The organism is Staphylococcus sp. SUC_1.2 (assembly GCF_026222585.1).
This window is the reverse complement of the sequence record NZ_JANJPM010000021.1, coordinates 21,486-47,864: the sequence shown is the minus strand read 5'-3', so window position 1 is coordinate 47,864 and position 26,379 is coordinate 21,486. Positions and strand designations below refer to the sequence as shown.

Annotated in this window: 24 protein-coding genes; 22 read left to right on the top strand and 2 right to left on the bottom strand. The window is 32.0% G+C overall.

The annotated features are described in order from the left end of the window. Positions 1-22 precede the first annotated feature (22 nt). Positions 23-238 (bottom strand): hypothetical protein, encoded by a 216-nt coding sequence (locus NR218_RS08415; protein WP_002448781.1) that lies wholly within the window; start codon positions 236-238, stop codon positions 23-25. 153 nt (positions 239-391) lie between these two features. On the opposite strand from NR218_RS08415, the gene NR218_RS08410 reads away from it, so the two are divergent. From NR218_RS08410 to hfq, 17 genes are all read left to right on the top strand, one after another. Continuing rightward, entirely contained in the window at positions 392-1,186 is a 795-nt protein-coding gene (locus tag NR218_RS08410; RefSeq protein ID WP_017174625.1) for a TIGR00282 family metallophosphoesterase, read from the top strand. Between the two features lie 109 nt (positions 1,187-1,295). Then, complete coding sequence (locus tag NR218_RS08405; RefSeq protein WP_017174626.1) at positions 1,296-3,056, top strand: 2-oxoacid:acceptor oxidoreductase subunit alpha; 1,761 nt, start codon at positions 1,296-1,298, stop codon at positions 3,054-3,056. Further along, on the top strand, positions 3,057-3,923 hold the full coding sequence (locus NR218_RS08400; protein ID WP_017174627.1) for a 2-oxoacid:ferredoxin oxidoreductase subunit beta: 867 nt from the start codon (positions 3,057-3,059) through the stop codon (positions 3,921-3,923). A gap of 146 nt (positions 3,924-4,069) precedes the next feature. Continuing rightward, positions 4,070-4,690: a poly-gamma-glutamate hydrolase family protein gene (locus NR218_RS08395; RefSeq protein WP_017174628.1), complete on the top strand. Its 621-nt coding sequence runs from the start codon at positions 4,070-4,072 to the stop codon at positions 4,688-4,690. A gap of 63 nt (positions 4,691-4,753) precedes the next feature. Next, a complete protein-coding gene (locus NR218_RS08390; RefSeq protein ID WP_002448768.1) occupies positions 4,754-5,050 on the top strand; it encodes a thiamine-binding protein in 297 nt (98 codons plus the stop codon). 184 nt (positions 5,051-5,234) lie between these two features. Further along, positions 5,235-6,779 (top strand): tRNA (N6-isopentenyl adenosine(37)-C2)-methylthiotransferase MiaB, encoded by a 1,545-nt coding sequence (gene miaB, locus NR218_RS08385; RefSeq protein WP_017174629.1) that lies wholly within the window; start codon positions 5,235-5,237, stop codon positions 6,777-6,779. Between the two features lies 1 nt (position 6,780). Next, positions 6,781-7,149, top strand: coding sequence for a RicAFT regulatory complex protein RicA family protein (locus tag NR218_RS08380; protein WP_049416231.1), 369 nt, complete (start codon positions 6,781-6,783; stop codon positions 7,147-7,149). Positions 7,150-7,169: 20 nt separating this feature from the next. After that, positions 7,170-7,658: an energy coupling factor transporter S component ThiW gene (gene thiW / locus NR218_RS08375; RefSeq protein ID WP_017174631.1), complete on the top strand. Its 489-nt coding sequence runs from the start codon at positions 7,170-7,172 to the stop codon at positions 7,656-7,658. 201 nt (positions 7,659-7,859) lie between these two features. Beyond that, positions 7,860-10,481, top strand: coding sequence for a DNA mismatch repair protein MutS (mutS, locus tag NR218_RS08370; protein ID WP_017174632.1), 2,622 nt, complete (start codon positions 7,860-7,862; stop codon positions 10,479-10,481). Between the two features lie 12 nt (positions 10,482-10,493). Further along, on the top strand, positions 10,494-12,518 hold the full coding sequence (gene mutL / locus NR218_RS08365; RefSeq protein ID WP_037540998.1) for a DNA mismatch repair endonuclease MutL: 2,025 nt from the start codon (positions 10,494-10,496) through the stop codon (positions 12,516-12,518). A gap of 15 nt (positions 12,519-12,533) precedes the next feature. Then, complete coding sequence (locus NR218_RS08360; protein WP_017174634.1) at positions 12,534-13,067, top strand: glycerol-3-phosphate responsive antiterminator; 534 nt, start codon at positions 12,534-12,536, stop codon at positions 13,065-13,067. A gap of 250 nt (positions 13,068-13,317) precedes the next feature. Then, entirely contained in the window at positions 13,318-14,136 is an 819-nt protein-coding gene (locus tag NR218_RS08355; RefSeq protein WP_017174635.1) for an MIP/aquaporin family protein, read from the top strand. A gap of 95 nt (positions 14,137-14,231) precedes the next feature. Further along, the gene (gene glpK / locus NR218_RS08350) at positions 14,232-15,731 is read left to right on the top strand and encodes a glycerol kinase GlpK (protein WP_017174636.1); all 1,500 of its coding nucleotides are present in this window, start codon (positions 14,232-14,234) and stop codon (positions 15,729-15,731) included. 147 nt (positions 15,732-15,878) lie between these two features. After that, positions 15,879-17,549 carry a glycerol-3-phosphate dehydrogenase/oxidase gene (locus NR218_RS08345; RefSeq protein ID WP_017174637.1) on the top strand — a complete coding sequence of 557 codons (1,671 nt, stop codon included), beginning with the start codon at positions 15,879-15,881 and terminating at the stop codon, positions 17,547-17,549. A 205-nt stretch (positions 17,550-17,754) separates the two neighbouring features. Further along, the gene (locus NR218_RS08340; protein WP_019835598.1) at positions 17,755-18,690 is read left to right on the top strand and encodes an alpha/beta hydrolase; all 936 of its coding nucleotides are present in this window, start codon (positions 17,755-17,757) and stop codon (positions 18,688-18,690) included. A 3-nt stretch (positions 18,691-18,693) separates the two neighbouring features. Further along, positions 18,694-19,692 (top strand): tRNA (adenosine(37)-N6)-dimethylallyltransferase MiaA, encoded by a 999-nt coding sequence (gene miaA, locus NR218_RS08335; RefSeq protein WP_002448817.1) that lies wholly within the window; start codon positions 18,694-18,696, stop codon positions 19,690-19,692. Beyond that, on the top strand, positions 19,646-19,888 hold the full coding sequence (gene hfq, locus NR218_RS08330) for an RNA chaperone Hfq (RefSeq protein ID WP_002448741.1): 243 nt from the start codon (positions 19,646-19,648) through the stop codon (positions 19,886-19,888). The genes miaA and hfq overlap by 47 nt, the downstream gene beginning before the upstream one ends. Before the next feature lie 189 nt (positions 19,889-20,077). On the opposite strand, the gene NR218_RS08325 is transcribed toward hfq, so the two are convergent. After that, complete coding sequence (locus NR218_RS08325) at positions 20,078-20,554, bottom strand: glutathione peroxidase (RefSeq protein WP_002448833.1); 477 nt, start codon at positions 20,552-20,554, stop codon at positions 20,078-20,080. Positions 20,555-20,663: 109 nt separating this feature from the next. Here NR218_RS08325 and hflX point away from each other — a divergent pair, with 109 nt between their 5' ends. From hflX to glnA, 5 genes are all read left to right on the top strand, one after another. Then, positions 20,664-21,902, top strand: a complete 1,239-nt coding sequence (hflX, locus tag NR218_RS08320) for a GTPase HflX (RefSeq protein WP_017174638.1) — start codon at positions 20,664-20,666, stop codon at positions 21,900-21,902. A gap of 25 nt (positions 21,903-21,927) precedes the next feature. Beyond that, positions 21,928-23,166, top strand: a complete 1,239-nt coding sequence (locus NR218_RS08315) for an aminotransferase class I/II-fold pyridoxal phosphate-dependent enzyme (protein WP_017174639.1) — start codon at positions 21,928-21,930, stop codon at positions 23,164-23,166. Between the two features lie 140 nt (positions 23,167-23,306). Then, positions 23,307-24,281 carry a tRNA dihydrouridine synthase gene (locus NR218_RS08310; protein ID WP_017174640.1) on the top strand — a complete coding sequence of 325 codons (975 nt, stop codon included), beginning with the start codon at positions 23,307-23,309 and terminating at the stop codon, positions 24,279-24,281. Between the two features lie 224 nt (positions 24,282-24,505). Beyond that, a complete protein-coding gene (locus tag NR218_RS08305) occupies positions 24,506-24,874 on the top strand; it encodes a MerR family transcriptional regulator (protein ID WP_025987220.1) in 369 nt (122 codons plus the stop codon). A 20-nt stretch (positions 24,875-24,894) separates the two neighbouring features. Beyond that, entirely contained in the window at positions 24,895-26,235 is a 1,341-nt protein-coding gene (glnA, locus tag NR218_RS08300; protein WP_017174642.1) for a type I glutamate--ammonia ligase, read from the top strand. Positions 26,236-26,379: the final 144 nt, after the last annotated feature.

Below are 26,379 nucleotides of genomic sequence, written 5' to 3'. Positions count from 1 at the left end.
TTAAAATGTCTCAGGTTTTTCATTATTTAAGTTGTAAATCAGTTTTTTTGATTTCAGAAAGAATTTCAGCTGTATCATAACAATTTGTAGCAATATTAGAATATCTTTCTGCTAAACGGTATGCGTTAATATATAATTCTAAGCTTTCTTTGGCCATATCTTCTGCATCTTCTGATTTTGATGGGTTTGCTTTTACAACTAGTTCTGCAAATTTTTCTGGATCGATATTAATAGACATTTAATTATACAACTCCTAAATTTTTATAATATTATAATAACATATGCTGTATGCATGCTAAAGTTAAGACTGTGTAATTTTAAAAAATATGAAACTCTACCTTTAATTATATAGTTATTTCAATTACACTATATTGTGAGAGGATGAACATTAATGCGAATTTTATTTATTGGAGATATCGTAGGAAAAGTAGGGAGAAATACCATTGCTGAATATTTGCCTAAATTAAAGCAAGCTTATAAGCCTACGTTGAGCATTGTTAATGCAGAAAATGCTGCTCATGGAAAAGGTTTAACTGAAAAATTATATAAACAATTGCTTAGAGATGGCGTGGATTTTATGACAATGGGTAATCATACTTATGGTCAAAGAGAAATTTATGACTTTATTGATGATGCTAAAAGAATGATAAGACCTGCTAATTTTCCGAGTGAAGCGCCAGGTGTTGGCATGCGTTTTATTCAGGTTAATGATATTAAAGTTGCCATCATTAACTTGCAAGGACGTTCATTTATGCAAGATATTGATGATCCATTTAAAAAAGCAGATCAATTGATTGAAGAAGCTAAAAAAGAAACTAATTATATTTTTGTAGATTTTCATGCAGAAACTACTTCAGAGAAAAATGCAATGGGTTGGTATTTAGATGGAAGAGTCAGCGCTGTTGTAGGCACACATACTCATATTCAAACATCTGATGAGCGTATTTTGCCCAATGGTACAGGCTATATTACAGATGTAGGTATGACTGGTTATTATGATGGAATACTAGGGATTAATCGCGAGGAAGTTATTAAGCGTTTTATTACAAGTTTACCACAACGACATGTAGTGCCTGATAATGGTAGAAGTGTACTTTCAGGTGTTATTATAGATTTAGATAAAAATGGAAGAACCAAACTCATAGAACGCATTTTAATCAATGAGGATCATCCTTTTGATAAATAGTGTATAGTCCATTAGTATGAATTTAAATAAAAGCCACTGTTGACATAGTAAGACGGTGGTTATTTTTGTTATGATTTAGTATGAATTAATTCCACAGGAGGCTAATGATATGAAACCACAAATATCATGGAAAGTGGGCGGACAACAAGGTGAAGGTATTGAGTCAACTGGAGAAATATTTGCTACTGCAATGAATCGAAAAGGTTATTATTTATATGGATATCGACATTTCTCAAGCCGAATTAAAGGCGGTCATACAAATAATAAAATAAGAGTCTCAACTTCTCCAGTTCATGCAATTAGTGATGATTTAGATATTTTAGTTGCATTTGATCAAGAGACAATTGAATTAAATCATCATGAAATGAGAGAAGATAGTATTATTATTGCAGATGCTAAAGCTAAACCTTCTAAACCAGAACATTGTCGCGCTCAACTTATTGAATTACCGTTAACATTAACAGCTAAAGAATTAGGTACTGCACTGATGAAAAATATGGTAGCGATTGGTGCAACTTGCGCAGTAATGAAATTAGATACAACAACTTTCGAAACGTTAATTACAAATATGTTTACTAAAAAAGGTCAAAAAGTTGTTGAAATGAATATAGAAGCGCTTCATCAGGGTTATGAGTTGATGAAGGATAAATTAGATACAGTAAATGGTGATTATTTACTAGAAGATAGTGAGGGTACACCACATTTATACATGATTGGTAACGATGCAATTGGATTAGGCGCGATTTCGGCTGGTTCAAGATTTATGGCAGCTTATCCAATTACGCCCGCTTCAGAAATTATGGAGTATATGATTGCAAATGTTCCAAAAGTAGGAGGAACTGTAGTACAAACTGAAGATGAAATTGCTGCAGCGAATATGGCAATTGGTGCGAACTATGCAGGAGTTAGAGCATTTACTGCGAGTGCGGGACCAGGTTTATCTTTAATGATGGAAGCCATTGGTTTATCAGGTATGACTGAAACACCACTAGTTATTGTTAATACGCAACGTGGAGGCCCTTCAACTGGATTACCTACAAAACAAGAACAGTCAGATTTAATGCAAATGATATATGGAACACATGGAGATATTCCTAAGATAGTAGTAGCACCAACTGATGCTGAAGATGCTTTTTATTTAACTATGGAAGCTTTTAATTTAGCTGAAGAATATCAATGTCCGGTTATCGTATTAAGCGATTTGCAATTGTCATTAGGTAAACAAACAGTAAAACAACTCGATTACAATAGAATTCAAATTAAACGTGGAGAGCTTATTCAATCAGATATTGAACGTGATGAAGATGATAGATCATACTTTAAACGTTATGCACTTACAACATCTGGAATTTCACAACGTCCAATCCCTGGTGTTAAAGGTGGTATTCACCATGTTACTGGTGTTGAACATAATCAAGAAGGTAAGCCAAGTGAAGCTGCTGACAACAGACGTGAACAAATGGAAAAACGTATGAGTAAAACTGCGAACTTACTTATTGAAACACCTGTTGATTATGATGAGAAACATGAGAAAGCAGATATTTTATATATCGGATTTATTTCAAGTAAAGGTGCAATTGAAGAAGGAAGTAAACGATTAAATAATAATGGTATTAAAGTTAATACGATGCAAATTCGCCAACTTCACCCATTACCAAAAGATATTATTCAACAAGCTATTGATAAAGCTTCAAGCGTCATAGTAGCTGAGCATAACTATCAAGGCCAATTATCAAATATCTTAAAAATGAATACTGCCATTCAAGACAAATTAGTTAATCAAACTAAATATGATGGTACACCTTTTTTACCACATGAAATAGAAGAAAAAGGACTTTCAGTAGCTAAAGATATGAAGGAGATGATGTAATTGGCTACATTTAAAGATTTTAGAAACAGTGTGAAGCCAAACTGGTGCCCAGGGTGTGGAGACTTTTCAGTACAAGCTGCAATCCAAAAAGCGGCAGCAAATTTAGGTTTAGAACCTGAAGAAGTGGCATTAATTACTGGAATAGGTTGTTCAGGTCGTTTATCAGGTTATATTAACTCTTATGGGGTACATGGTATTCATGGTCGTGCATTACCTCTTGCACAGGGAGTGAAAATGGCTAATAAAGACTTAACAGTCATTGCTTCAGGTGGCGACGGAGATGGTTATGCGATTGGCATGGGTCATACAATTCATGCATTACGTCGCAATATGAATATTACTTATATTGTTATGGATAACCAAATTTATGGCCTAACTAAAGGTCAAACGTCCCCATCTTCTGCTGTTGGATTTGTAACTAAATCAACACCTAAAGGAAATATAGAAAAAAATGTTGCGCCATTAGAATTAGCACTATCATCAGGTGCTACATTTGTAGCACAAGGTTTTTCAAGTGATATTAAAGCATTGACGAAATTAATTGAAGATGCAATTAATCATGATGGTTTTTCATTTGTAAATGTGTTTTCTCCATGTGTAACATATAATAAAGTGAATACGTATGATTGGTTTAAAGAACACTTAACTAGTATAGAAGATATTGAAAATTATGATCCAACAGATAAACAATTAGCGATGAAAACTGTATTAGAACATGAATCACTAGTTAAAGGTATTGTATATCAAGACACAACAACACCTTCATATGAATCACAAATTGAAGAATTAGATGAAAGTGCATTAACTAAAAGAGATATCCGTCTTTCTGAACAAGAGTTTAATGACTTAACTGCTCAATTTGTATAATTTTTTTAAAGGCATTCTTGAAAGTATCATATGACTTCAAGAATGTCTTTTAATTTAAGTTTAAATTTATAAAAATCTTGTTAAACTTCATTTATTTATTTTTATTAGGGAAGAAAATAATATAGTAAATAAAAGGAGTGGGGATGTTGGACAAATTTAAATCAATGCAAGAATTGGAAAAAGAAACGATAGAAAATGAAGACTGGAAAATAATAACTAGAAATCGAAATAGTAGTGTTTCAATATTAGCAATTCATGGTGGAGGCATTGAACCTGCTACAACTGAATTAGCAAGTATAATTGCTGATGAAGGAGGATATAATTACTTTATTTTCGAAGGTTTACGTAGTAAAGGAAATAAAGAATTGCACGTAACTTCTACACGTTATGATAATAAAGATGCAATGAATCTGGTAACTGAAAGTAACCAAGCTATTGCTATTCATGGTTGTGAAGGGAACGAGAGCATTGCTTATGTTGGTGGAAAAGATGAACGTCTAAAATCACTCATCAAAGAACAATTAAATCATATTGGTATAAAAGCAAAAGAAGCACCAAGCCATATTTCAGGTCAACAGGATAATAATATTGTTAATTGTACAACTAGAGGTAGAGGTGTACAAATTGAGTTAACTACCTCATTACGTAAGGCTTTTTTCAAAAATAATAAAATAAATCGAAAAAGTAGAGAAAATCAGTCAAATTGGGATAAATTAATGTACGACTTTGCAAAAGCCATAAAATCTGCAATAGAAAATATAGAATAACTCAGATTTATAAAGATAATCATGATAAAATAAAATTATAAATAAATCATAGAGGTGAAATTTATGCAAGATACGTTAATGAGTGTACAAATAGTTCCTAAAACACCTAATAATGATGATGTTATTCCTTATGTAGATGAAGCTATTAAAATTATCGATCAGTCGGGGCTACATTACAGAGTAGGTCCTCTTGAAACGACTGTCCAAGGTGATATGAGTGAATGCTTAATTTTAATTCAAAAATTGAATGAAAGAATGGTTGAATTAGAATGTCCTAGTATTATTAGCCAAGTGAAGTTTTATCATGTGCCAGAAGGGATATCTATTGAAACTCTAACTGGTAAATATGATGAAGCATAACATATGTTAAAGTTAAATGAAGTTTAGTTAAAGTGGAGTAAGATTCAAGATGACATCTATTCCACTTTTTTATTCAATATTTAATAATAGAATATATTAATTTGTAAACTCTTTTTGCACTTTAATGCTAATTTTAATATAATGTACTAATGATATTAGGGCATATAGAAAGGATTTTTGTAAAGTGAATGAAGAGCAAAGAAAAGCTGGTACGATAGATATTTTAAACGAACGTAATAAAAAAGCAGAAAAAGACTATAGTAAATATTTCGAACATGTTTATCAACCACCTAATCTTAAAGAAGCAAAAAAGCGTGGTAAACAAGATGTTCAATATAACCGAGATTTTCATATTGAAGATAAATATAAAGGTATGGGGAAAGGACGAACATTTTTAATTAAAACATATGGTTGTCAAATGAATGCACATGATACTGAAGTAATGGCAGGAATTTTGCAAGCTTTAGACTATCAAGCAACTGATGATATTAATGAAGCGGATGTTATATTAATTAATACATGTGCTATTCGTGAAAATGCTGAAAATAAAGTATTTAGTGAAATAGGTAATTTAAAACATTTAAAGAAAAATAGACCTGAAACATTAATTGGTGTATGCGGTTGTATGTCACAAGAAGAATCTGTTGTAAATAAAATCTTAAAATCATATCAAAATGTGGATATGATTTTTGGAACGCATAATATCCATAAATTACCTGAAATTTTAGAAGAAGCATATTTATCAAAAGCCATGGTCGTTGAGGTTTGGTCTAAAGAAGGCGACGTTATTGAAAACCTACCTAAAGTGCGTGAAGGAAGTACAAAAGCATGGGTTAATATTATGTATGGATGTGATAAATTCTGTACATATTGTATTGTACCTTTTACACGAGGAAAAGAACGCAGTCGTAGACCACAAGATATCATTGAAGAAGTTCGAGGTCTCGCTCGTGAAGGTTATAAGGAAATTACGCTTCTAGGACAAAACGTTAATTCATATGGAAAAGATATTAAAGATTTAGATTATGGTCTAGGTGATTTATTAGAGGATATTTCTAAAATTGACATTCCACGTGTACGTTTTACAACGAGTCATCCTTGGGATTTTACAGATAGAATGATTGAAGTGATTGCAAAAGGTGGAAATATCGTTCCTCACATTCATTTACCTGTGCAATCTGGAAATAATGCTGTATTAAAAATAATGGGACGTAAATATTCACGTGAAAGTTACTTGGATTTAGTTGATAGAATTAAAGAAGCTATTCCTAATGTCGCCCTTACTACTGACATAATAGTAGGATATCCTAACGAAACAGAAGAACAATTTGAAGAAACACTTTCATTATACGATGAAGTTCAATTTGAACATGCTTATACGTATTTGTATTCACAAAGAGATGGTACGCCTGCTGCTAAAATGAAAGATAATGTTCCAACTGAAGTGAAAAAAGATCGCTTGCAACGTTTAAATAAAAAAGTTGGTCAATATTCAGAAAAAGCAATGCAACATTATGAAGGACAAGTTGTTACTGTTTTATGTGAAGGAACAAGTAAAAAAGATGAAACAGTTCTAGCAGGTTATACTGAAAAAAATAAATTAGTTAACTTTAAAGGACCACGTGAAGCCATTGGTCAGCTTGTTGATGTTAAAGTTAAAGAAGCAAAACAATACTCATTAAATGGTGAATTTTTACATTTTCATAATCAAGTTATGGTGACTAATTAATATGTATGAGAAAGAAGATATTCTAAAACAAGCAGATAGTGTATCGAACAAAATAAAGGGACTAGAATTGATTAAACAATATCAAAATGTAGAGCAACAAATTCATGAGAATTCATCAATTGACCAAAAAATGAAACAATTAAAATTGCAACAAAAACAGTCAGTAAATTTTCAAAATTATGGCAAGCATCAGGCTTATCAAAAATCTGAAAAAGAAATTTCTCAACTTGAAAAAGAAATCAATGCATTACCTATTGTTGAAGAGTTTCGGTCAGCGCAATTTGAAGCAAATGAGTTTTTGCAATTGATGGTTTCTACTATGGAACAAAGTTTAAATAAGCATAATGAAAAAGCACATCATGACTCATAAACAGAAGGGAATATTCAAAGATGAAAACTAAAAAACTTACCATTACAGCTTTACTCATTGCTTTTAATGTCGTATTTAGTAGTTTTATTATTATACCTTTAGGTCCAGTAAAAGCAGCCCCAGTACAACATTTTGTAAATGTACTATGTGCTGTTTTTGTAGGACCATGGTATGGTTTAGCACAGGCTTTGATTTCTTCTTTAATAAGAATAATATTTGGAACTGGCAGTGCATTTGCCTTTCCTGGTAGTATGATTGGTGTGTTTCTAGCTAGCATCTTCTATATGTATAGAAAGCACATATTTATGGCTGCAGTTGGAGAAGTGATTGGAACTGGAATCATTGGTAGTTTAATGTGCATTCCACTATCTTGGATATTAGGTTTGCAACATTTCTTTATCAAACCATTAATGCTTGTATTCTTAGTTTCAAGTTTCCTTGGTGCGGCGATTAGTTATATCTTACTTATAGTGTTAAAAAAACGTGGATTATTAGATAAATTCAAATAAATATTTTATTTAAGATTATCATTTCATACGCTTAATAAGTTTAGTGTTTATTAAGCGGAATAAAGAGATGATAATCTTTTATTTTTAAGTTGTAGAATAATATTCTAATTTAGATAACGAGCGCTTCAGTATGACATATGTTAAAATATACAAGTTAAAATGTGAGAAACAAGTATATATCAGTAAGGTTGTGAAAAAAATATGGCTAATGTGACACCTATGATGCAACAATATTTAAAAATAAAATCTCAATATCAAGATTGCTTATTGTTTTTTAGATTAGGTGATTTTTATGAAATGTTCTTTGAAGATGCTAAAGAAGCATCTAGAGTATTAGAAATTACTTTAACTAAAAGAGATGCTAAAAAAGAAAATCCAATTCCAATGTGTGGTGTTCCGTATCACTCAGCAAATAGCTATATTGAAACACTTATTAACAATGGATATAAAGTTGCTATTTGTGAACAGATGGAAGATCCAAAACAAACTAAAGGCATGGTTAAAAGAGAAGTAGTTAAAGTAGTCACACCTGGAACAATGATGGAACAAGGCGGAATGGATGAAAATCAAAATAATTATATTCTTAGCTTCATTCAGAATGAAAATGGATACGCATTAAGTTATTGTGATGTTTCTACTGGTGAATTAAAAGCTACCAATTTTGAAGATGAAAGCACGTTAATTAATGAAATCATTACGATTAACCCAAATGAAATTGTAGTACGAGAAGATATAAATGAAGATTTAAAAAAACAAATTTCACTTACTACAGAAACGATTACAGTTAGAGAAGAAATTTCTGATATGGAATATAGTGTCAATACATTAGAAAATAATTTAATGTTTTTGACAACACAATTATTGTTAGATTATATTCATCATACTCAAAAAAGAGATTTGTCTCATATTGAAGACGTGATAACCTATGCGGCGATTGACTTTATGAAAATGGATTATTATGCAAAACGCAATTTAGAGCTTACTGAAAGCATACGTTTAAAAAGTAAAAAAGGAACATTGCTATGGTTAATGGATGAAACAAAAACACCTATGGGTGCAAGACGCTTGAAACAGTGGATTGATCGCCCACTTATTCATAAAGACAATATTGAACAACGATTAGATATCGTAGAATCATTTATTGATCATTTTATAGAAAGAGATACTCTAAGAGGTTACCTTAATCAAGTATATGATATTGAAAGATTAGTAGGACGAGTAAGTTATGGAAATGTAAATGCTCGTGATTTGATTCAACTCAAACATTCTATTTCTGAAATTCCAAATATTAAATCACTTCTTGAACAAATGAATAGTGTGACAACAACGCAGTTTAGCACATTAGAACCATTAGAAGATTTACTGACAGTCTTAGAAGATAGTTTAGTAGAAGAACCACCTATTTCAGTTAAAGATGGGGGGCTGTTCAAACAAGGATTCAGTAAACAACTAGATGAGTATTTAGAAGCATCTAAAAATGGAAAAGATTGGCTCGCACAACTTCAAGCGAAAGAACGTGAAAGAACAGGTATCAAATCTTTAAAAATTAGCTACAATAAAGTTTTTGGTTACTTTATTGAAATCACACGTGCTAATCTTCAAGGATTCGAACCAAGCGAGCATGGCTATCATCGTAAACAAACTTTATCTAATGCAGAAAGATTTATTACAGACGAATTAAAAGAAAAAGAAGATATTATTTTAGGTGCAGAAGATAAAGCAATTGAATTAGAATATCAACTGTTTATTCGATTGAGAGAGCATGTTAAATCATATACTGAAAGATTACAAAGACAAGCAAAAGTGATATCAGAGCTTGATTGTTTACAAAGTTTTGCAGAAATTGCACAAAAATATAACTATGTTAGACCAAAATTTAGTGATGATAAAACATTGAACTTAGAAAATTCTAGACATCCTGTTGTAGAACGTGTGATGGATTATAATGATTATGTACCAAATGATTGTTATCTTGATCAAAATAACTTTATTTATTTGATTACTGGCCCAAATATGTCCGGTAAATCAACTTATATGCGACAAGTGGCAATCATTAGTATCATGGCACAAATGGGAGCTTATGTACCATGTGATAATGCAATATTACCGATTTTTGATCAAATTTTTACAAGAATTGGTGCAGCAGATGATTTAGTATCCGGTAAAAGTACCTTTATGGTTGAAATGCTAGAAGCACAAAAAGCATTAACATACGCAACAGCAGATAGTTTAATCATCTTTGATGAAATCGGACGAGGAACGTCAACATATGATGGCTTATCTCTAGCGCAAGCTATGATTGAATATGTATCTGAAACATCACATGCTAAGACGCTTTTTTCAACCCATTATCATGAATTAACAACATTAGATCAACAGCTATCTAGTTTAAAAAATGTACATGTAGCAGCAGATGAGTATCAAGGTGAACTTATTTTCCTTCATAAAGTTAAAGAGGGTGCTGTTGATGATAGTTATGGTATTCAAGTTGCTAAATTAGCAAATCTTCCTGAGAAAGTAATTGAAAGAGCTCAAGTTATTTTAAATGCGTTTGAACAAAATGGAGTATTAGATGAGAATGTCCATCGTCAACATTATAATGACAACTCTAAAGATATTGAAAATAAGAATCATTTAAATAATAAGGAAGAACACTCAACTATTAAACAAACAGATGTGTTTGAACAAACAAGTTTTGACTTATTTAATTCGAATGAAACACAAAGTGAAATAGAAGCACAAATTAAAAATTTAAATATTTCAAATATGACACCTATTGAAGCATTACTTAAGTTAAGTGAATTACAAAATCAGTTAAGATAGAGGTGTTAATACATGGGTAAAATTAAAGAATTACAAACATCTTTAGCAAATAAAATTGCTGCAGGAGAAGTGGTTGAACGTCCTAGTTCAGTAGTAAAAGAATTACTTGAAAATGCAATTGATGCTAAGGCGACTGAAATTAATATAGAAGTAGAACAATCAGGTATTTCCTCAATTCGTGTAGTCGACAATGGAACTGGAATTGAGCAAGATGATTTGCAACTTGTTTTTCATCGCCATGCTACCAGTAAAATAAATGATGATGACGATTTGTTTCATATCAGAACATTAGGGTTTCGAGGTGAAGCACTGGCCAGTATTTCATCTGTAGCTAAAGTGACACTTAAAACGTGTACAGATAATGAAAATGGTCACGAAATTTATGCTGAAAATGGTGAAATATTATCTCAAAAACCAGCAAAAGCCAAAAAAGGAACAGATATTAAAGTAGAATCATTATTTTATAATACGCCAGCTCGATTAAAATATATTAAAAGTTTATATACAGAATTAGGAAAAATTACAGATATTGTTAATCGAATGGCAATGAGTCATCCAAACATTCGCTTTTCACTTATATCTGATGGAAAAACGATGTTAAAAACGAATGGTTCTGGAAGAACAAATGAAGTGATGGCTGAAATATATGGTATTAAAGTTGCAAAAGATTTAGTTCACATTTCTGGCGATACTAGTGACTATCATTTAGAAGGATTTGTTGCTAAACCGGAACATTCTCGTAGTAATAAACATTATATTTCAATTTTTATTAATGGTCGATATATCAAAAATTTCGCTTTAAATAAAGCTATTACTGAAGGATATCATACACTTCTAACCATAGGTCGTTACCCTATTTGCTATATCAATATAGAAATGGATCCAATTTTAGTAGATGTCAATGTGCATCCAACGAAACTTGAAGTTAGACTTTCAAAAGAAGAACAACTTTATAATTTAATTATTGAAAAAATTAGACATGCATTTAAAGATAGAATATTAATTCCTAAAAACGATTTAGATCGAACACCTAAAAAAAATAAAGTATTGCATACATTTGAACAACAAAAAATCGATTTTGAACAAAAACAACAAAATATTTCAAATGAGACAAAACAATTAGAAAATAAAAATGACCCCAACATTTCGACTAACAATACCTTTTCAACAATAAGTCATCAATATGATGAAGCACATACCTCTGATGATTCTTACACTAGAGAAGATAACGAAAATTCTAGTGTCTATAATAATAAACGTAGTATGGATAAAGATTACTTCGACATTCAAAAAGATATTTTAAATAGTTTAGATCGTGCCGAATCTTCAATCGATAACACTCGACATGATGAAACCAATATTTATAATTATGATGAAAATGATGACTTTCAAGAGAATGTTACAAATCAAGAAGAACAAGATATTAAAGGTAAAGTAAGTTCAACACCGTCTCGACGTGTGCCATATATGGAAGTAGTTGGCCAAGTACACGGTACCTATATTATTGCTCAAAATGAAAATGGAATGTTTATGATAGATCAACATGCTGCACAAGAACGTATTAAATACGAATATTTCAGAGAAAAGATAGGCGAAGTATCAAATGAAGTACAAGATTTGTTAATTCCTTTAACATTTCACTTCTCAAAAGACGAGCAATTAATTATTGATCAATATCGAGAAGAACTTGATAAAGTAGGGGTCCATTTAGAACATTTTGGTGGATATGACTATATTGTAAATAGTTATCCAGTATGGTTTCCTAAAGTGGAAGCAGAGGAAATTATTAAAGATATGATTGAACTCGTATTAAATCATAAAAAAATTGACGTTAAAAAAATGCGTGAAGACGCAGCTATTATGATGAGTTGTAAGAAGTCAATTAAAGCAAATCATTATTTAAAAAAGAATGAAATGGCAGATTTAATTGATCAATTAAGAGAAGCGGAAGATCCATTTACTTGTCCTCATGGTAGACCAATTATTATTAACTTTTCAAATTATGAATTAGAGAAATTATTTAAACGAGTAATGTAGAAGGGATGCATAGAAATGAAAGAACACGTACTACCAGCAATTCGAAATATGAAAGATTTAGAGAAATTAATTCAAACGGATTATAAAGTGTGTGTCCTTTTAGATATGCATGTAGGTCATTTAAGAAGCATTATAGAGTTACTTAAAAAACATGACATTGAAGCATATATTCATATTGATTTAATTAAAGGAATGGCACATGATGAATATGCATGTGAATATATCATTCAAACTTATAAACCAAAAGGGATTGTTTCAACAAAAACAAAAGTTATTCAAAAAGCAAAATCATTAAATGTACTTACTATTTTTAGAGTTTTTATTATTGATAGTCAAGCACTCAATCGTAGTATACAACTCATAAAGAAAGTGGACCCAGATTATGTTGAAGTACTACCAGGTATTGCTCATAAAATTGTTGAAAATGTAAGAGAAGCAACGACTGCTAAAATTATAGCAGGTGGGCTAATCGAAGAAGAAAAAGAAGTGAATGATGCAATTAATAGTGGTGCAAGTTATGTAACCACAAGTAACAGAAAATTATGGTAGAAATTATCTTTTTAACCTGAGACAAAATTGATGTCTCAGGTTTTTTTATGTATTGATAAAAAATAATTATAATACGCTCTTTTAATCTATAAAATAAATTGTGACAATTTTTTTACAAAAATCATTGACAACGCTTACAATTATTTTGTATGATTTATACAAGTTAATATTTGAATGAGAGATGAAGAGATTTCTGCAACCCTAATTATATAGTTTGTAGAAGTCTCTTTGCCTTGTAGGAGGTTAAAACATGAATGCTTATTTAGCAGAGTTTTTAGGCACGGCCATTCTTATTTTGTTCGGTGGAGGCGTATGTGCAAATGTAAATTTAAAACGTAGCGCTGGACAAGAATCTGATTGGATCGTTATTGCCGCTGGATGGGGCTTAGCTGTAACTATGGGAGTTTATGCAGTAGGACAATTTTCTGGAGCCCATTTAAATCCAGCTGTGTCAATTGCTTTAGCAGTTGAGGGAAGTTTTAGTTGGATAAAAGTACCAGGATATATTGTTTGTCAAATGTTAGGAGGAATTGTAGGAGCTACACTTGTTTGGTTAATGTATTTACCACATTGGAAAGCAACTAAAGATCAAGGTGCAAAATTAGGCGTATTCTCTACTGCACCTGCTATTAAAAATTATTTTGCTAACTTTTTAAGTGAAATTATTGGAACTGCTATTTTAAGTTTAGGGATTTTATTTATTGGGGTAAATAAAATTGCAGATGGATTAAACCCATTAATTGTGGGTAGTTTAATTATTGCAATAGGTTTAAGTTTAGGTGGGCCTACAGGTTATGCCATTAATCCAGCTCGTGACTTAGGACCAAGAATTGCACATGCGATTTTACCAATTGCTGGTAAAGGAGGATCTAATTGGTGGTATGCTATTGTACCAGTACTAGGACCAATTGCTGGCGGTATGCTAGGTGCTGTAATTTATCAAGTTTTTTATAAAAATGAATTTACTTTTATGAGTGGTGTTAGCATTGTAGTTGTAATTGTTACATTACTTATTGGTTTATCTCTTAATAAATCAAATAACAATAAAGATATTGAATCAATTTATTAAAAGTAAAAATTTAGTTTTAAATCATATAATATATTGACTATGTGATTCAAAGGATACTTAACACATACAGTCAGAATGAAAGAAGGAGAAAAATTATGGAACAATACATCATGTCAATAGACCAGGGCACAACTAGCTCTAGAGCAATTTTATTTGATAAAGAAGGAGAAATTCAAGGCGTTGCGCAAAGAGAATTTAAACAATACTTTCCTAAATCTGGTTGGGTAGAGCATGACGCCAATGAAATATGGACATCAGTATTAGCAGTAATGGCTGAAGTGATAAATGAAAATGAAATTGACCCTGAACAAATTAAAGGTATTGGTATTACTAACCAACGTGAAACTACGGTCATTTGGGATAAGAAAACAGGCCGTCCAATTTATCATGCAATTGTTTGGCAATCTCGTCAAACACAACATATTTGTAATGAATTAAAAGAACAAGGTCACGAAAAAACATTTCGTAATAAAACAGGTTTATTATTAGACCCTTACTTCTCTGGAACAAAAGTAAGATGGATATTAGATAATGTTAAAGGTGCAAGAGAAAAAGCAGAAAATGGGGATTTATTATTCGGAACTATCGATACTTGGTTAGTGTGGAAACTTTCTGGTGGAGAAGCACATATTACAGACTATTCAAATGCTAGCCGTACATTAATGTATAACATTCATGAACTTAAATGGGATGATGAATTATTAGAATTACTAGATATTCCTAAAGCAATACTTCCAGAAGTTAAAGAATCTAGTGAAATCTATGCACATACTAAAGATTATCATTTCTTTGGTCAAGAAGTACCAATTGCTGGTATTGCTGGTGACCAACAAGCAGCATTGTTTGGTCAAGCTTGTTTCGAACGTGGTGATGTGAAAAATACGTATGGTACTGGTGGATTCATGTTAATGAACACTGGTGAAGAACCTGTAACGTCTGAAAGTGGATTGTTAACTACAATTGCTTATGGTCTTGACGGTAAAGTAAACTATGCACTTGAAGGATCAATTTTCGTATCTGGATCAGCAATTCAATGGTTACGTGACGGTTTAAGAATTATTAATTCTGCACCGCAAACTGAAAACTATGCAACACGTGTTAATTCTACTGATAATGTCTACTTTGTTCCTGCATTCGTAGGACTTGGTACACCATATTGGGATTCTGAAGCACGTGGTGCGATTTTCGGATTAACTCGTGGTACTGAAAAAGAACATTTCATTCGTGCAACATTAGAATCTTTATGTTATCAAACACGCGATGTTATGGAAGCAATGTCTAAAGATTCAGGAATTGAAGTAAATAATTTACGTGTTGATGGTGGCGCAGTAAAAAATAACTTTATAATGCAATTCCAAGCAGATATTGTTGATACATCAGTTGAACGTCCGGAAGTTCAAGAAACAACAGCACTTGGAGCTGCTTATCTAGCAGGTTTGGCTGTAGACTTTTGGGAAGATAAAAAAGACATTGCTGATAGATGGAAATTAGAAACAGAATTTAATCCAGAAATGTCTGAAGAAACAAGAACTAAGTTATATAAAGGTTGGAAGAAAGCAGTAGAAGCTACTCAAGTCTTTAAATTAGAAGATTAATTTTTAATTATGGCTTAGTTACAAAGAATATGTTATGATGTAATTAAGTTAATACATTAGTCGAGATTTGAGAGACCTGTTATCATGCAGTATGCTTCTGTGTGTATAGGTCTCTCTTTTTTTAATATAAATTTTGGAGGGTATATTATGGCATTATCTACTTTTAACAGGAACTTAATTAAAAAGAATTTAAGAAATAAAGAATTTGACGTTGTAGTTATTGGTGGAGGAATTACTGGTGCAGGTATTGCATTAGATGCTACACAACGTGGTATGAAAGTAGCTTTAGTAGAAATGCAAGACTTTGCGCAAGGTACAAGTTCTCGCTCAACTAAATTAGTACATGGTGGTTTACGTTACTTGAAACAAGCACAAATCAAAGTTGTTGCTGAAACAGGTAAAGAACGTGCAATAGTTTATGAAAATGGTCCCCACGTAACAACTCCTGAATGGATGTTATTACCGATGCATAAAGGGGGGACATTTGGTAAATTCACAACTAACATCGGGTTAACAATGTATGATCGTTTAGCAGGCGTTAAACGTCATGAACGTAAAAAAATGTTATCAAAACAAGCTACTTTAAATAAAGAACCTCTTGTGAAAAAAGATGGTTTAAAAGGTGGCGGATACTACGTAGAATATCGTACTGATGATGCTCGCTTAACAATTGAAGTGATGAAACGTGCTGCTGAAAAAGGCGCTGAAGTCATTAATCACACTAAATCTACTGACTTCGTATACGATGCTAAAAATAAAGTAAGTGGTATTAAAGTAAAAGATATGCTTACAGGTGAAGAGTATCAAATCAATGCTAAAAAAGTAATCAATGCTGCTGGTCCATGGGTAGACGAAGTGAGAAAGAAAGATTATACACGTAACAATAAACAATTACGTTTAACAAAAGGTGTTCACGTAGTTATCGATCAATCAAAATTCCCATTACGTCAAGCGGTTTACTTTGATACTGAAAAAGATGGTCGTATGATTTTTGCTATTCCTCGTGAAGGTAAAGCATATGTAGGTACTACTGATACATTCTATAATAATGAAAAAACAAAACCTTTAACTAATCAAGAAGATAGAGACTATTTAATTGATGCAATCAATTATATGTTCCCTGATGTACATGTTACTGATGCTGATATTGAATCAACTTGGGCTGGCGTACGTCCATTAATTTTAGAAGATGGAAAAGATCCTTCAGAAATTTCACGTAAAGATGAAATTTGGGAAGGTAAATCAGGATTATTAACCATTGCTGGTGGTAAATTAACTGGATATCGTCATATGGCATTAGAAATTGTTGATTTATTAGCTAAGCGTTTAAAACAAGAATATAGTCTAAAATTTGCGGATAGCAAAACTAAAAATACACCTATTTCTGGTGGAGATGTTGGTGGTAGTAAAAACTTTGAAAATTACGTAAATCGTAAAGTTCAAGAAGGTAAAGCACTTGGATTAAGCACAGATGTGGCACATAATTTAGCTTCAAAATACGGTTCAAATGTAGATAAATTATTCGCAATTGCACAATTAACGAATGAAAAAGATTTAAATATGCCATTAGAATTATACGTTCAATTAGTTTATAGTGTACAAAACGAAATGGTATATAAACCAACTGATTTCTTAATTCGTCGTACTGGTAAATTATACTTTGACATCAATACAGTTAAACAATATAAACAAGCAATTATTGATGAATTAGATAAATTATTAAATTATACTGCTGAACAGAAAAATGAATTTTCTAAAGAAGTTGATGAAGCTATTGAAGAAGCAACACATGGTAATCATCAACCTGCAGAAAAATAAATATAGTTAAAATAGTATAGCAACTGAGATTGGGTAAAAGCACTCAATCTCAGTTTTTTATATTTTGATAAAATTTTTAAATTTAAAGTATATATAACCTATTAAAAAGTAACAAACTATTTGATAACATTAAAGAGTATAGGTATATTAGTAGGAATAGTACGTTGTTAACATACCATTATAGAAAGAGATTGGAGGCATATCTATGGGGCAAAGTGCTTATAAAATAACTGTAGAAGATGGAACAACTTTAGAAGTTAAAGTAGATAAAGCAAACATAGCGACTTATGGTATTATACATATATTTCATGGTATGGCTGAACATATGGATCGATACGAAACACTTGTTAATGCTTTAACGCATCAAGGCTATGATGTGATTAGACATAATCATAGAGGACATGGGAAAGAGATTGATGAGAAAGAACGTGGACATTACGACAGTATGAATCAAGTTGTTCAAGATGCGTTTGAAATTGCACAAACATTATATGATAGTGAGAAAGGATTACCCTATATTGTATTAGGCCATTCAATGGGATCTATTATTGCACGTTTATTTGTTGAAACTTATCCAAATTTTGCTAATGGATTGATATTAACTGGAACAGGACAATATCCGAAATGGAAAGGAATTCCTGCAGGGATCAGTTTGAAATTAATTTCTATTTTTACTGGGAAGCGCAAGCGTTTAAAATGGGTCAATCAACTCGTTTACAAATCATTTAACAAAAAGATTGATCAACCAAGAACTGAAAGTGACTGGCTTTCATCACAGTCTACAGAAGTTGATAAATTCGTAAACGATGAGTATACCGGCTTTTTAGTTTCAAACCAATTAATTTATGAAACAGTAAAACATATGACACGTACTGCAAATTATAGTCAATTAAAAAAAATAAATAAACAGTTACCAATATTGATGATTTCTGGAAAAAATGATCCTTTTGGAGAGTATGGCAGAGGTATTAAATCCTTGGCCAGAAAATTTAAAAAAGCTGGTATTAAACATATTACGGTACAACTTTATGCAAATAGAAGACATGAAATATTATTTGAAGTTGATCAACAAATGATATGGAATCATATGTTTGATTGGATTCAAAAACAAGTATTGAAAAATAATCAGAGTGAGGCGTAATCATTGCAAGCATCAAAAAAACCTTTTCTAGTAGTCATTGTAGGGCCGACAGCTTCGGGTAAAACAGAATTGAGTATCGAATTAGCTAAAAAAATGAATGGAGAAATCATTAGTGGCGATTCGATGCAAGTATACCGTCAAATGAATATAGGTACTGCAAAGGTAACAGAAACAGAAATGGAAGGGATCCCCCATTATTTAATAGATATCTTAAATCCTGATGAATCATTTTCTGCATACGAATTTAAAAAAAGAGCAGAAGTGCTTATTGAAGATATTACAAAAAGAGGTAAAGTACCTATTATTGCAGGAGGTACAGGTTTATATATTCAATCTTTAATTTACGATTATCCATTTGATGATGAAAATATATCAGTAGAAAAAGAATTAAGAGTAAAAGAAAAAATAGATGTATTAAATCAATTAAATAATGATGACTTACATCGCTACTTAGCATCGTTTGATGAAACATCAGCTAAAGATATTCATCCAAATAATAGAAAAAGAGTACTTAGAGCGATTGAATATTACTTAAAAACAAAAAAACTTTTAAGTTCTCGAAAGAAAGTTCAACAATTTACAGAAAATTATGATACATTATTAGTAGGGATTGAAATGTCGCGCAAAACATTATATACAAGAATAAATAAACGTGTTGATATTATGTTGGGCCACGGATTATTTAATGAAGTGAAAGCACTAGTTGAACAAGGTTTTGAATCTAGTCAGAGTATGCAAGCAATTGGTTACAAAGAACTTGTCCCTGTTATAAAAGGAGAAATGGAATTAGAACCAGCTATAGAATTATTGAAACAACATTCAAGGCAATATGCGAAAAGGCAACTCACATGGTTTAAAAACAAAATGAATGTTCAATGGTTTGATAGAGAGACAATGTCACTTCAAATGATGTTAGATGAGATTACAACCCAAATAAATAAAAGGAGTTCTAAACATGATTGCAAACCAAAACATCCAAGATCAAGCACTAGAGAACTTTAAAGCAGAACAAACGGAAATTACTGTATTTTTCTTAAATGGTTTTCAAATGAAAGGCGTTATCGAAGACTTTGATAAATACATGATTAGCTTAGTTTCTCAAGGCAAACAACATTTGATTTACAAACATGCGATCAGCACTTTCACTGTGGATACAGAATCTACTGATTCAGAAGCTACAGGTGAAGGTGAAGAATAAGTTGTAATTAAAGTGCCAAGTTACTGACTTTTAGAGCGTAGTCCACGGTCAAAATGTATACGTAGCTTGCAAAATTCTCATCAATTTTTGCACTTTTGAACAAATAGAAGAAATGTTTGTAATAAAACAAAGCTTCAATATAGAACGATTGTCTATGACATAGTCATCTATATTGAAGCTTTTATTTATTTATAGAAGTTTTTCAATATCTTTTTCAATTTGAGCAGGTTTTTTCTGAGGTGAGAAGCGTTGAACAATATTACCTTCACGGTCTACTAAAAACTTAGTAAAATTCCATTTAATTTTTTCACTTAACATACCTTTAGCTTGACTTGTTAAATAACGAAACAATGGATGTTGGTTATCGCCTTTAACGTCAACTTTTTCGTGAATAGGGAATGTGACACCGTAGTTAATTTTACAATTTTGATTTGCTTCAGCACCAGAACCAGGTTCTTGACCACCAAACTGATTGCATGGGAAACCTAAAACAATAAATCCTTGGTCCTTATATTTATTATATAGTTCTTGTAATCCTTCAAATTGTGGTGTAAATCCACATTCACTCGCTGTATTAACGATAAGCATAACATCGCCTTTATATACATCTAATTTATAATTTTCACCATTAGATTTTTGAACTTCAAAATCATAAATATTTTCCATACTATCACCCTTTCAACTTAGCTTTAATTTAACATAGTTTTAGTCGTTAGTCTTTAAACTTGCTCTATGATAGAATATGTAAGACATGTTAAAAAAGGAGATGTATATCATGGCTCAGCAACACACTTATGATACTAAGAAAAAGCTAGAAACTGCTGTATTAGTTGGTGTACATGCTCAAAGTGATCATCAATATAATTTTGAATCTACAATGGAAGAATTAGAAGCTTTAGCGTTGACTTGTCAATTAGATGTTATAGGACAAGTCACTCAAAATAAAGATCAATTTGATTATAAATATTATGTTGGCAAAGGTAAGATTGATGAAATTAAAGCTTTTATAGAATTTCATGACATCGATGTTGTTGTGACAAATGATGAATTAACAACAGCACAATCAAAAACATTAAATGATAATTTGGGCATTAAAATTATCGATAGAACACAGCTCATTCTTGAAATTTTTGCTTTAAGAGCGCGTAGTAGAGAAGGTAAATTACAAGTTGAATTAGCTCAACTCGATTACTTACTCCCTAGATTACAAGGACATGGAAAAAGTTTATCTCGTTTAGGCGGGGGAATTGGTACGCGTGGTCCTGGTGAAACAAAATTAGAAATGGATAGACGTCATATTAGAACACGTATGAATGAAATTAAACATCAACTTAAAACAGTGGTCGAACATCGTGAAAGATATCGTAATCAACGCGAACAAAATCAAGTATTTCAAATTGCACTTATTGGCTATACCAATGCTGGAAAATCTTCTTGGTTTAATGTTTTAGCAAACGAAACGACTTTTGAAAAAGATTTACTATTTGCCACACTTGACCCTAAAACACGACAAATACAAATTAACAATGGGTTTAATTTAATTATTTCTGATACCGTAGGCTTCATTCAAAAGTTGCCTACAACGTTAGTAGCAGCATTTAAGTCGACATTAGAAGAAGCGAAAAGTGCTGATTTACTTCTACATGTCGTTGATGCAAGTCATCCAGAATATCGTGCTCAATATGATACGGTTAATCAATTGGTAAAAGACTTAGATATGGATGACCTTCCACAAGCAATCATTTTTAATAAAAAAGATCAATGTTCTGAAGAAACTGATGTACCGGTATCAGGCCATCCGTCTGTATTTGTATCAAGTCGTAATAGTGAAGATAAATTAAAAGTGAAGCAGTTACTGTTTGATCAAATAAAAGCGACTTTGTCATATTACGTAGAAACTGTATCTAGTGAAGATGCAGATAGATTATATTTTTTAAAACAACATACACTTATCGAAGAAATGAAATTTGATGAAAATAATGAAAGCTATATCGTTAAAGGATATAGAAAATAATTATATATAAAGGAAGATAAATTGCATGTCAGATATTCAACACATCGTTTCTAAAGTAGAAGAAACGTTAACACCCTTATTTAAAGAAATTGAAGAAACTGCTTATATCAATCAGGAAAAGGTTCTTAATGCATTTCATCATGTTAAAGCGAGCGAGAATGATTTAGTAGGTTCTACAGGATATGGTTATGATGATTTTGGACGTGATCATTTAGAAGAGATATATGCTCATACGTTTAAAGCAGAAGATGCACTTGTTAGACCTCAAATTATTTCAGGTACTCATGCAATTACATTAGCATTGCAAAGTACACTCAAATATGGCGATGAACTGATGTACATTACAGGTAGTCCCTATGACACCTTACTTGAAGTGATTGGTGTTAATGGTAATGGTATTGAAAGTCTCAAAGAGCATGGCGTGACATATAAAGAAGTTGCATTAAAAGATGGAATGATTGATGTTGAAACTGTTTTAAATACTATTTCGAAACAAACGAAAGTTATTGCTATTCAACGTTCAAAAGGGTATGGACAACGACCTTCAATTACAGTAGATGAAATAGAAACTGCTATTTCTCAAATTAAACAACGATATCCCAATGTAATTATTTTTGTGGATAATTGCTACGGAGAGTTTGTAGAGCGTCGAGAACCAATAGAAGTGGGTGCAGATTTAATTGCAGGGTCATTAATAAAAAATCCTGGTGGTGGATTAGCAAAAATTGGTGGTTACATTGCAGGACGAAAAGATTTAATCGAACGATGTGGTTATCGTTTAACTGCACCTGGGATTGGTAAAGAAGCGGGTGCTTCATTATTTTCATTGCAAGAAATGTATCAAGGATTTTTTTTAGCACCGCATGTAGTGGGTCAAAGCTTAAAAGGCTCACTATTTACAAGTTTACTTCTTGAAAAAATGAATATGAACACAGTTCCCAAGTACGATGCTAAGCGTACAGACTTAATTCAAACCGTTCAATTTGATACAAAAGAACAGATGATTGCATTTTGTCAAAGTATTCAACATGCTTCACCAATTAATGCACACTTTAGTCCTGAACCTAGTTATATGCCTGGTTATGAAGATGATGTCATCATGGCAGCAGGAACGTTTGTGCAAGGATCCTCTATTGAATTATCAGCAGATGGTCCGATTCGTCCGCCTTATGAGGCATATGTGCAAGGTGGTCTAACTTATGAACATGTTAAAATTGCAGTAACACGTGCGGTTATGAATTTAAAAGAACAGAATTTAATTTAAGTAGTATAATACAATATTCAAAAATAGATAGTAATAAACATAATGAGAGTGAATTTCCTTTTGTATATGGATTTATTTTATGATAATATATCATGGTTAATTATACGAGATACTAATGAATAAGAAGGTTTAAATCAATTATGAAAGAAAATTTTTGGAATGAATTACCACGTCCATTTTTCATTTTAGCGCCGATGGAAGACGTGACAGACATTGTTTTTCGACATGTAGTAAGTGAAGCAGAGAGACCGGATGTATTTTTTACTGAATTTACAAATACGGAGAGTTTTTGTCATCCAGAAGGGATACATAGTGTACGAGGACGTTTAACATTCAGTGAAGATGAACAGCCTATGGTTGCTCATATATGGGGTGATAAGCCAGAGCAATTTAAAGAAATGAGTTTTGGTTTAGCAGATATGGGCTTTAAAGGTATTGATTTAAATATGGGCTGTCCTGTCGCAAATGTTGCCAAAAAAGGTAAAGGGTCTGGGTTAATTTTACGACCAGAAAGAGCAGCTGAAATTATTCAAGCAGCCAAGGCAGGTGGACTACCTGTTAGTGTTAAAACACGTCTAGGTTATTATAATATAGAGGAATGGAAAGAATGGTTAAGACATGTGTTTAAGCAAGACATTGCAAACTTATCTATCCATCTTCGTACACGTAAAGAAATGAGCAAAGTCGATGCACATTGGGAATTAATTGAAGCCATTAAAGAAATGCGCGATGAAGTGGCGCCTCAAACATTATTAACTATCAATGGTGATATTCCAGATAGACAAAAAGGTATGGAACTTGCGACGAAATATGGTATTGATGGAGTTATGATAGGAAGAGGCATTTTCCATAATCCTTTTGCATTTGAGAAAGAGCCACGCGAACATACAAGTAAAGAACTCTTGGATTTATTTAGATTACATTTAGAGTTATTTGAAAAGTATTCAAATGAAGAAACACAACAATTTAAAAGTTTACGACGTTTCTTTAAAATTTATGTGCGAGGTATTAGAGGTGCAAGTGAATTACGGCATCAATTAATGAGTACAGAAACTGTGGATGAAGCTCGAGCATTACTTGATGACTTTGAAGCAAATATGGAAGATAACCATTAATGAAACTTAAATTTTTAAAACTTAACAATAAGAATACGCTATCGTATTGATGTCTTGAAAAATAATTTTTAAATAGTAAAAAGCCTGTAGATAACTGTATCTATGGGCTTTTACGTTTATATGTAAGAAATATTTAATTTTCATGTCAGAAAACCTAACATATTTTTGTATTTCATATTAATCTATGCTAAATTATAGACAAGTTCAAAAGTAGAGGTGAGGTTATAGTGTCTAACGATACAATAAGACGTAATATGGCCGTGTTCTCTATGAGTGTTGTTTGTAAATTGACAGAACTCACAGCAAGACAAATACGTTATTATGAAACACATGAACTCATTAAGCCCGAACGTACCGAAGGAAATAAAAGGTTATTCTCGATGAATGACTTAGAGAGACTGTTAGAAATTAAAACGTTAATTGAAAAAGGTTTTAATTTAAAAGGTATTAAACAAATAATTACAAATAATCAAGGGCATTTAACTACTGATGAACAAGAGACGAGAAAAAGAATGATTGTAGATGCAACTCAGAAACCGCGCAGTGAAGCTTTACCGATAAACCGTGGCGATTTATCACGATTTATTAATTAATAACTTGGAGGATGTCTACCATGCCAAAACATACTTTTACAAAAGAGGATATTCGCAAATTTGCAAAAGAGGAAAACGTAAGATATTTAAGATTACAATTCACTGATATCTTAGGTACAATTAAAAATGTTGAAGTTCCAGTAAGCCAATTAGAAAAAGTGTTAGATAATGAAATGATGTTTGACGGATCTTCAATCGAAGGTTTCGTACGTATTGAAGAATCAGATATGTATTTATACCCAGATTTAGATACTTGGGTTATCTTCCCTTGGACAGCAGGTCAAGGCAAAGTAGCACGTTTAATTTGTGATGTTTATACAACTGATGGTGAACCATTTGCTGGGGACCCACGTACGAACTTAAAACGTATATTAAAAGAAATGGAAGACTTAGGTTATACAGATTTCAACTTAGGGCCTGAACCAGAATTCTTCTTATTCAAATTGGATGAAAAAGGTGAACCAACATTAGAATTAAATGATAATGGCGGTTACTTCGACTTAGCACCAACTGACTTAGGTGAAAATTGTCGTCGTGACATCGTCCTTGAATTAGAAGATATGGGCTTTGATATCGAAGCAAGTCATCATGAAGTAGCACCAGGTCAACACGAAATTGACTTCAAATATGCAGATGCAATTTCAGCATGTGACAACATTCAAACATTTAAATTAGTTGTTAAAACAATTGCACGTAAACATAATTTACATGCGACATTTATGCCAAAACCATTATTTGGTGTAAATGGAAGTGGTATGCACTTCAACGTATCTTTATTCAAAGGTAAAGAAAATGCATTCTTTGATCCAAACGGCAAAGATCAATTAACTGAAGATGCTTATCACTTTACTGCAGGTATCTTAAATAATGCACGTGGATTTACGGCAGTATGTAACCCATTAGTCAATTCATATAAGCGTTTAGTACCTGGTTACGAAGCACCATGTTACATTGCTTGGAGTGGTAAAAACCGTTCTCCATTAGTACGTGTACCTACTTCAAGAGGTCTATCAACTCGTATTGAAGTACGTTCAGTTGACCCGGCTGCTAACCCATATATGGCTTTAGCTGCGATCTTACAAGCTGGTTTAGACGGTATTAAAAACAAAACTAAAGTACCAGAACCAGTAAACCAAAATATCTATGAAATGAATCGTGAAGAACGTGAAGCAGTAGGTATTCAAGATTTACCATCTACACTTTACACTGCATTAAAAGCAATGCGTGAAAACGATACAGTTAAAAAAGCATTAGGCAATCACATCTATAATCAATTTATTAATTCTAAATCTATCGAATGGGACTATTACAGAACTCAAGTTTCTGAATGGGAACGCGATCAATATATGAAACAATACTAATCGCTAAGCAAAAAGGGGAAAGACTTAGGGATATAAGAAGTTAAGGCATTTGCCTTAGCTTCTTTTTTATTTGAAAATAATCTATTTTTACTTGACCACTTTCTTCAAAAGTAGTGAATTGGTCAAGTTTTGGTCAAGTAAGTT

What these genes read in the sequence shown, in the direction of transcription:
- NR218_RS08415 (WP_002448781.1), bottom strand. Translation starts at nt 238, where the DNA reads ATGTCTATTAATATCGATCCAGAAAAATTTGCAGAACTAGTTGTAAAA.
- NR218_RS08410 (WP_017174625.1), top strand. Translation starts at nt 392, where the DNA reads ATGCGAATTTTATTTATTGGAGATATCGTAGGAAAAGTAGGGAGAAAT.
- NR218_RS08405 (WP_017174626.1), top strand. Translation starts at nt 1,296, where the DNA reads ATGAAACCACAAATATCATGGAAAGTGGGCGGACAACAAGGTGAAGGT.
- NR218_RS08390 (WP_002448768.1), top strand. Translation starts at nt 4,754, where the DNA reads ATGCAAGATACGTTAATGAGTGTACAAATAGTTCCTAAAACACCTAAT.
- NR218_RS08380 (WP_049416231.1), top strand. Translation starts at nt 6,781, where the DNA reads ATGTATGAGAAAGAAGATATTCTAAAACAAGCAGATAGTGTATCGAAC.
- thiW (WP_017174631.1), top strand. Translation starts at nt 7,170, where the DNA reads ATGAAAACTAAAAAACTTACCATTACAGCTTTACTCATTGCTTTTAAT.
- mutS (WP_017174632.1), top strand. Translation starts at nt 7,860, where the DNA reads ATGGCTAATGTGACACCTATGATGCAACAATATTTAAAAATAAAATCT.
- mutL (WP_037540998.1), top strand. Translation starts at nt 10,494, where the DNA reads ATGGGTAAAATTAAAGAATTACAAACATCTTTAGCAAATAAAATTGCT.
- NR218_RS08360 (WP_017174634.1), top strand. Translation starts at nt 12,534, where the DNA reads ATGAAAGAACACGTACTACCAGCAATTCGAAATATGAAAGATTTAGAG.
- NR218_RS08355 (WP_017174635.1), top strand. Translation starts at nt 13,318, where the DNA reads ATGAATGCTTATTTAGCAGAGTTTTTAGGCACGGCCATTCTTATTTTG.
- glpK (WP_017174636.1), top strand. Translation starts at nt 14,232, where the DNA reads ATGGAACAATACATCATGTCAATAGACCAGGGCACAACTAGCTCTAGA.
- NR218_RS08345 (WP_017174637.1), top strand. Translation starts at nt 15,879, where the DNA reads ATGGCATTATCTACTTTTAACAGGAACTTAATTAAAAAGAATTTAAGA.
- NR218_RS08340 (WP_019835598.1), top strand. Translation starts at nt 17,755, where the DNA reads ATGGGGCAAAGTGCTTATAAAATAACTGTAGAAGATGGAACAACTTTA.
- hfq (WP_002448741.1), top strand. Translation starts at nt 19,646, where the DNA reads ATGATTGCAAACCAAAACATCCAAGATCAAGCACTAGAGAACTTTAAA.
- NR218_RS08325 (WP_002448833.1), bottom strand. Translation starts at nt 20,554, where the DNA reads ATGGAAAATATTTATGATTTTGAAGTTCAAAAATCTAATGGTGAAAAT.
- hflX (WP_017174638.1), top strand. Translation starts at nt 20,664, where the DNA reads ATGGCTCAGCAACACACTTATGATACTAAGAAAAAGCTAGAAACTGCT.
- NR218_RS08315 (WP_017174639.1), top strand. Translation starts at nt 21,928, where the DNA reads ATGTCAGATATTCAACACATCGTTTCTAAAGTAGAAGAAACGTTAACA.
- NR218_RS08310 (WP_017174640.1), top strand. Translation starts at nt 23,307, where the DNA reads ATGAAAGAAAATTTTTGGAATGAATTACCACGTCCATTTTTCATTTTA.
- glnA (WP_017174642.1), top strand. Translation starts at nt 24,895, where the DNA reads ATGCCAAAACATACTTTTACAAAAGAGGATATTCGCAAATTTGCAAAA.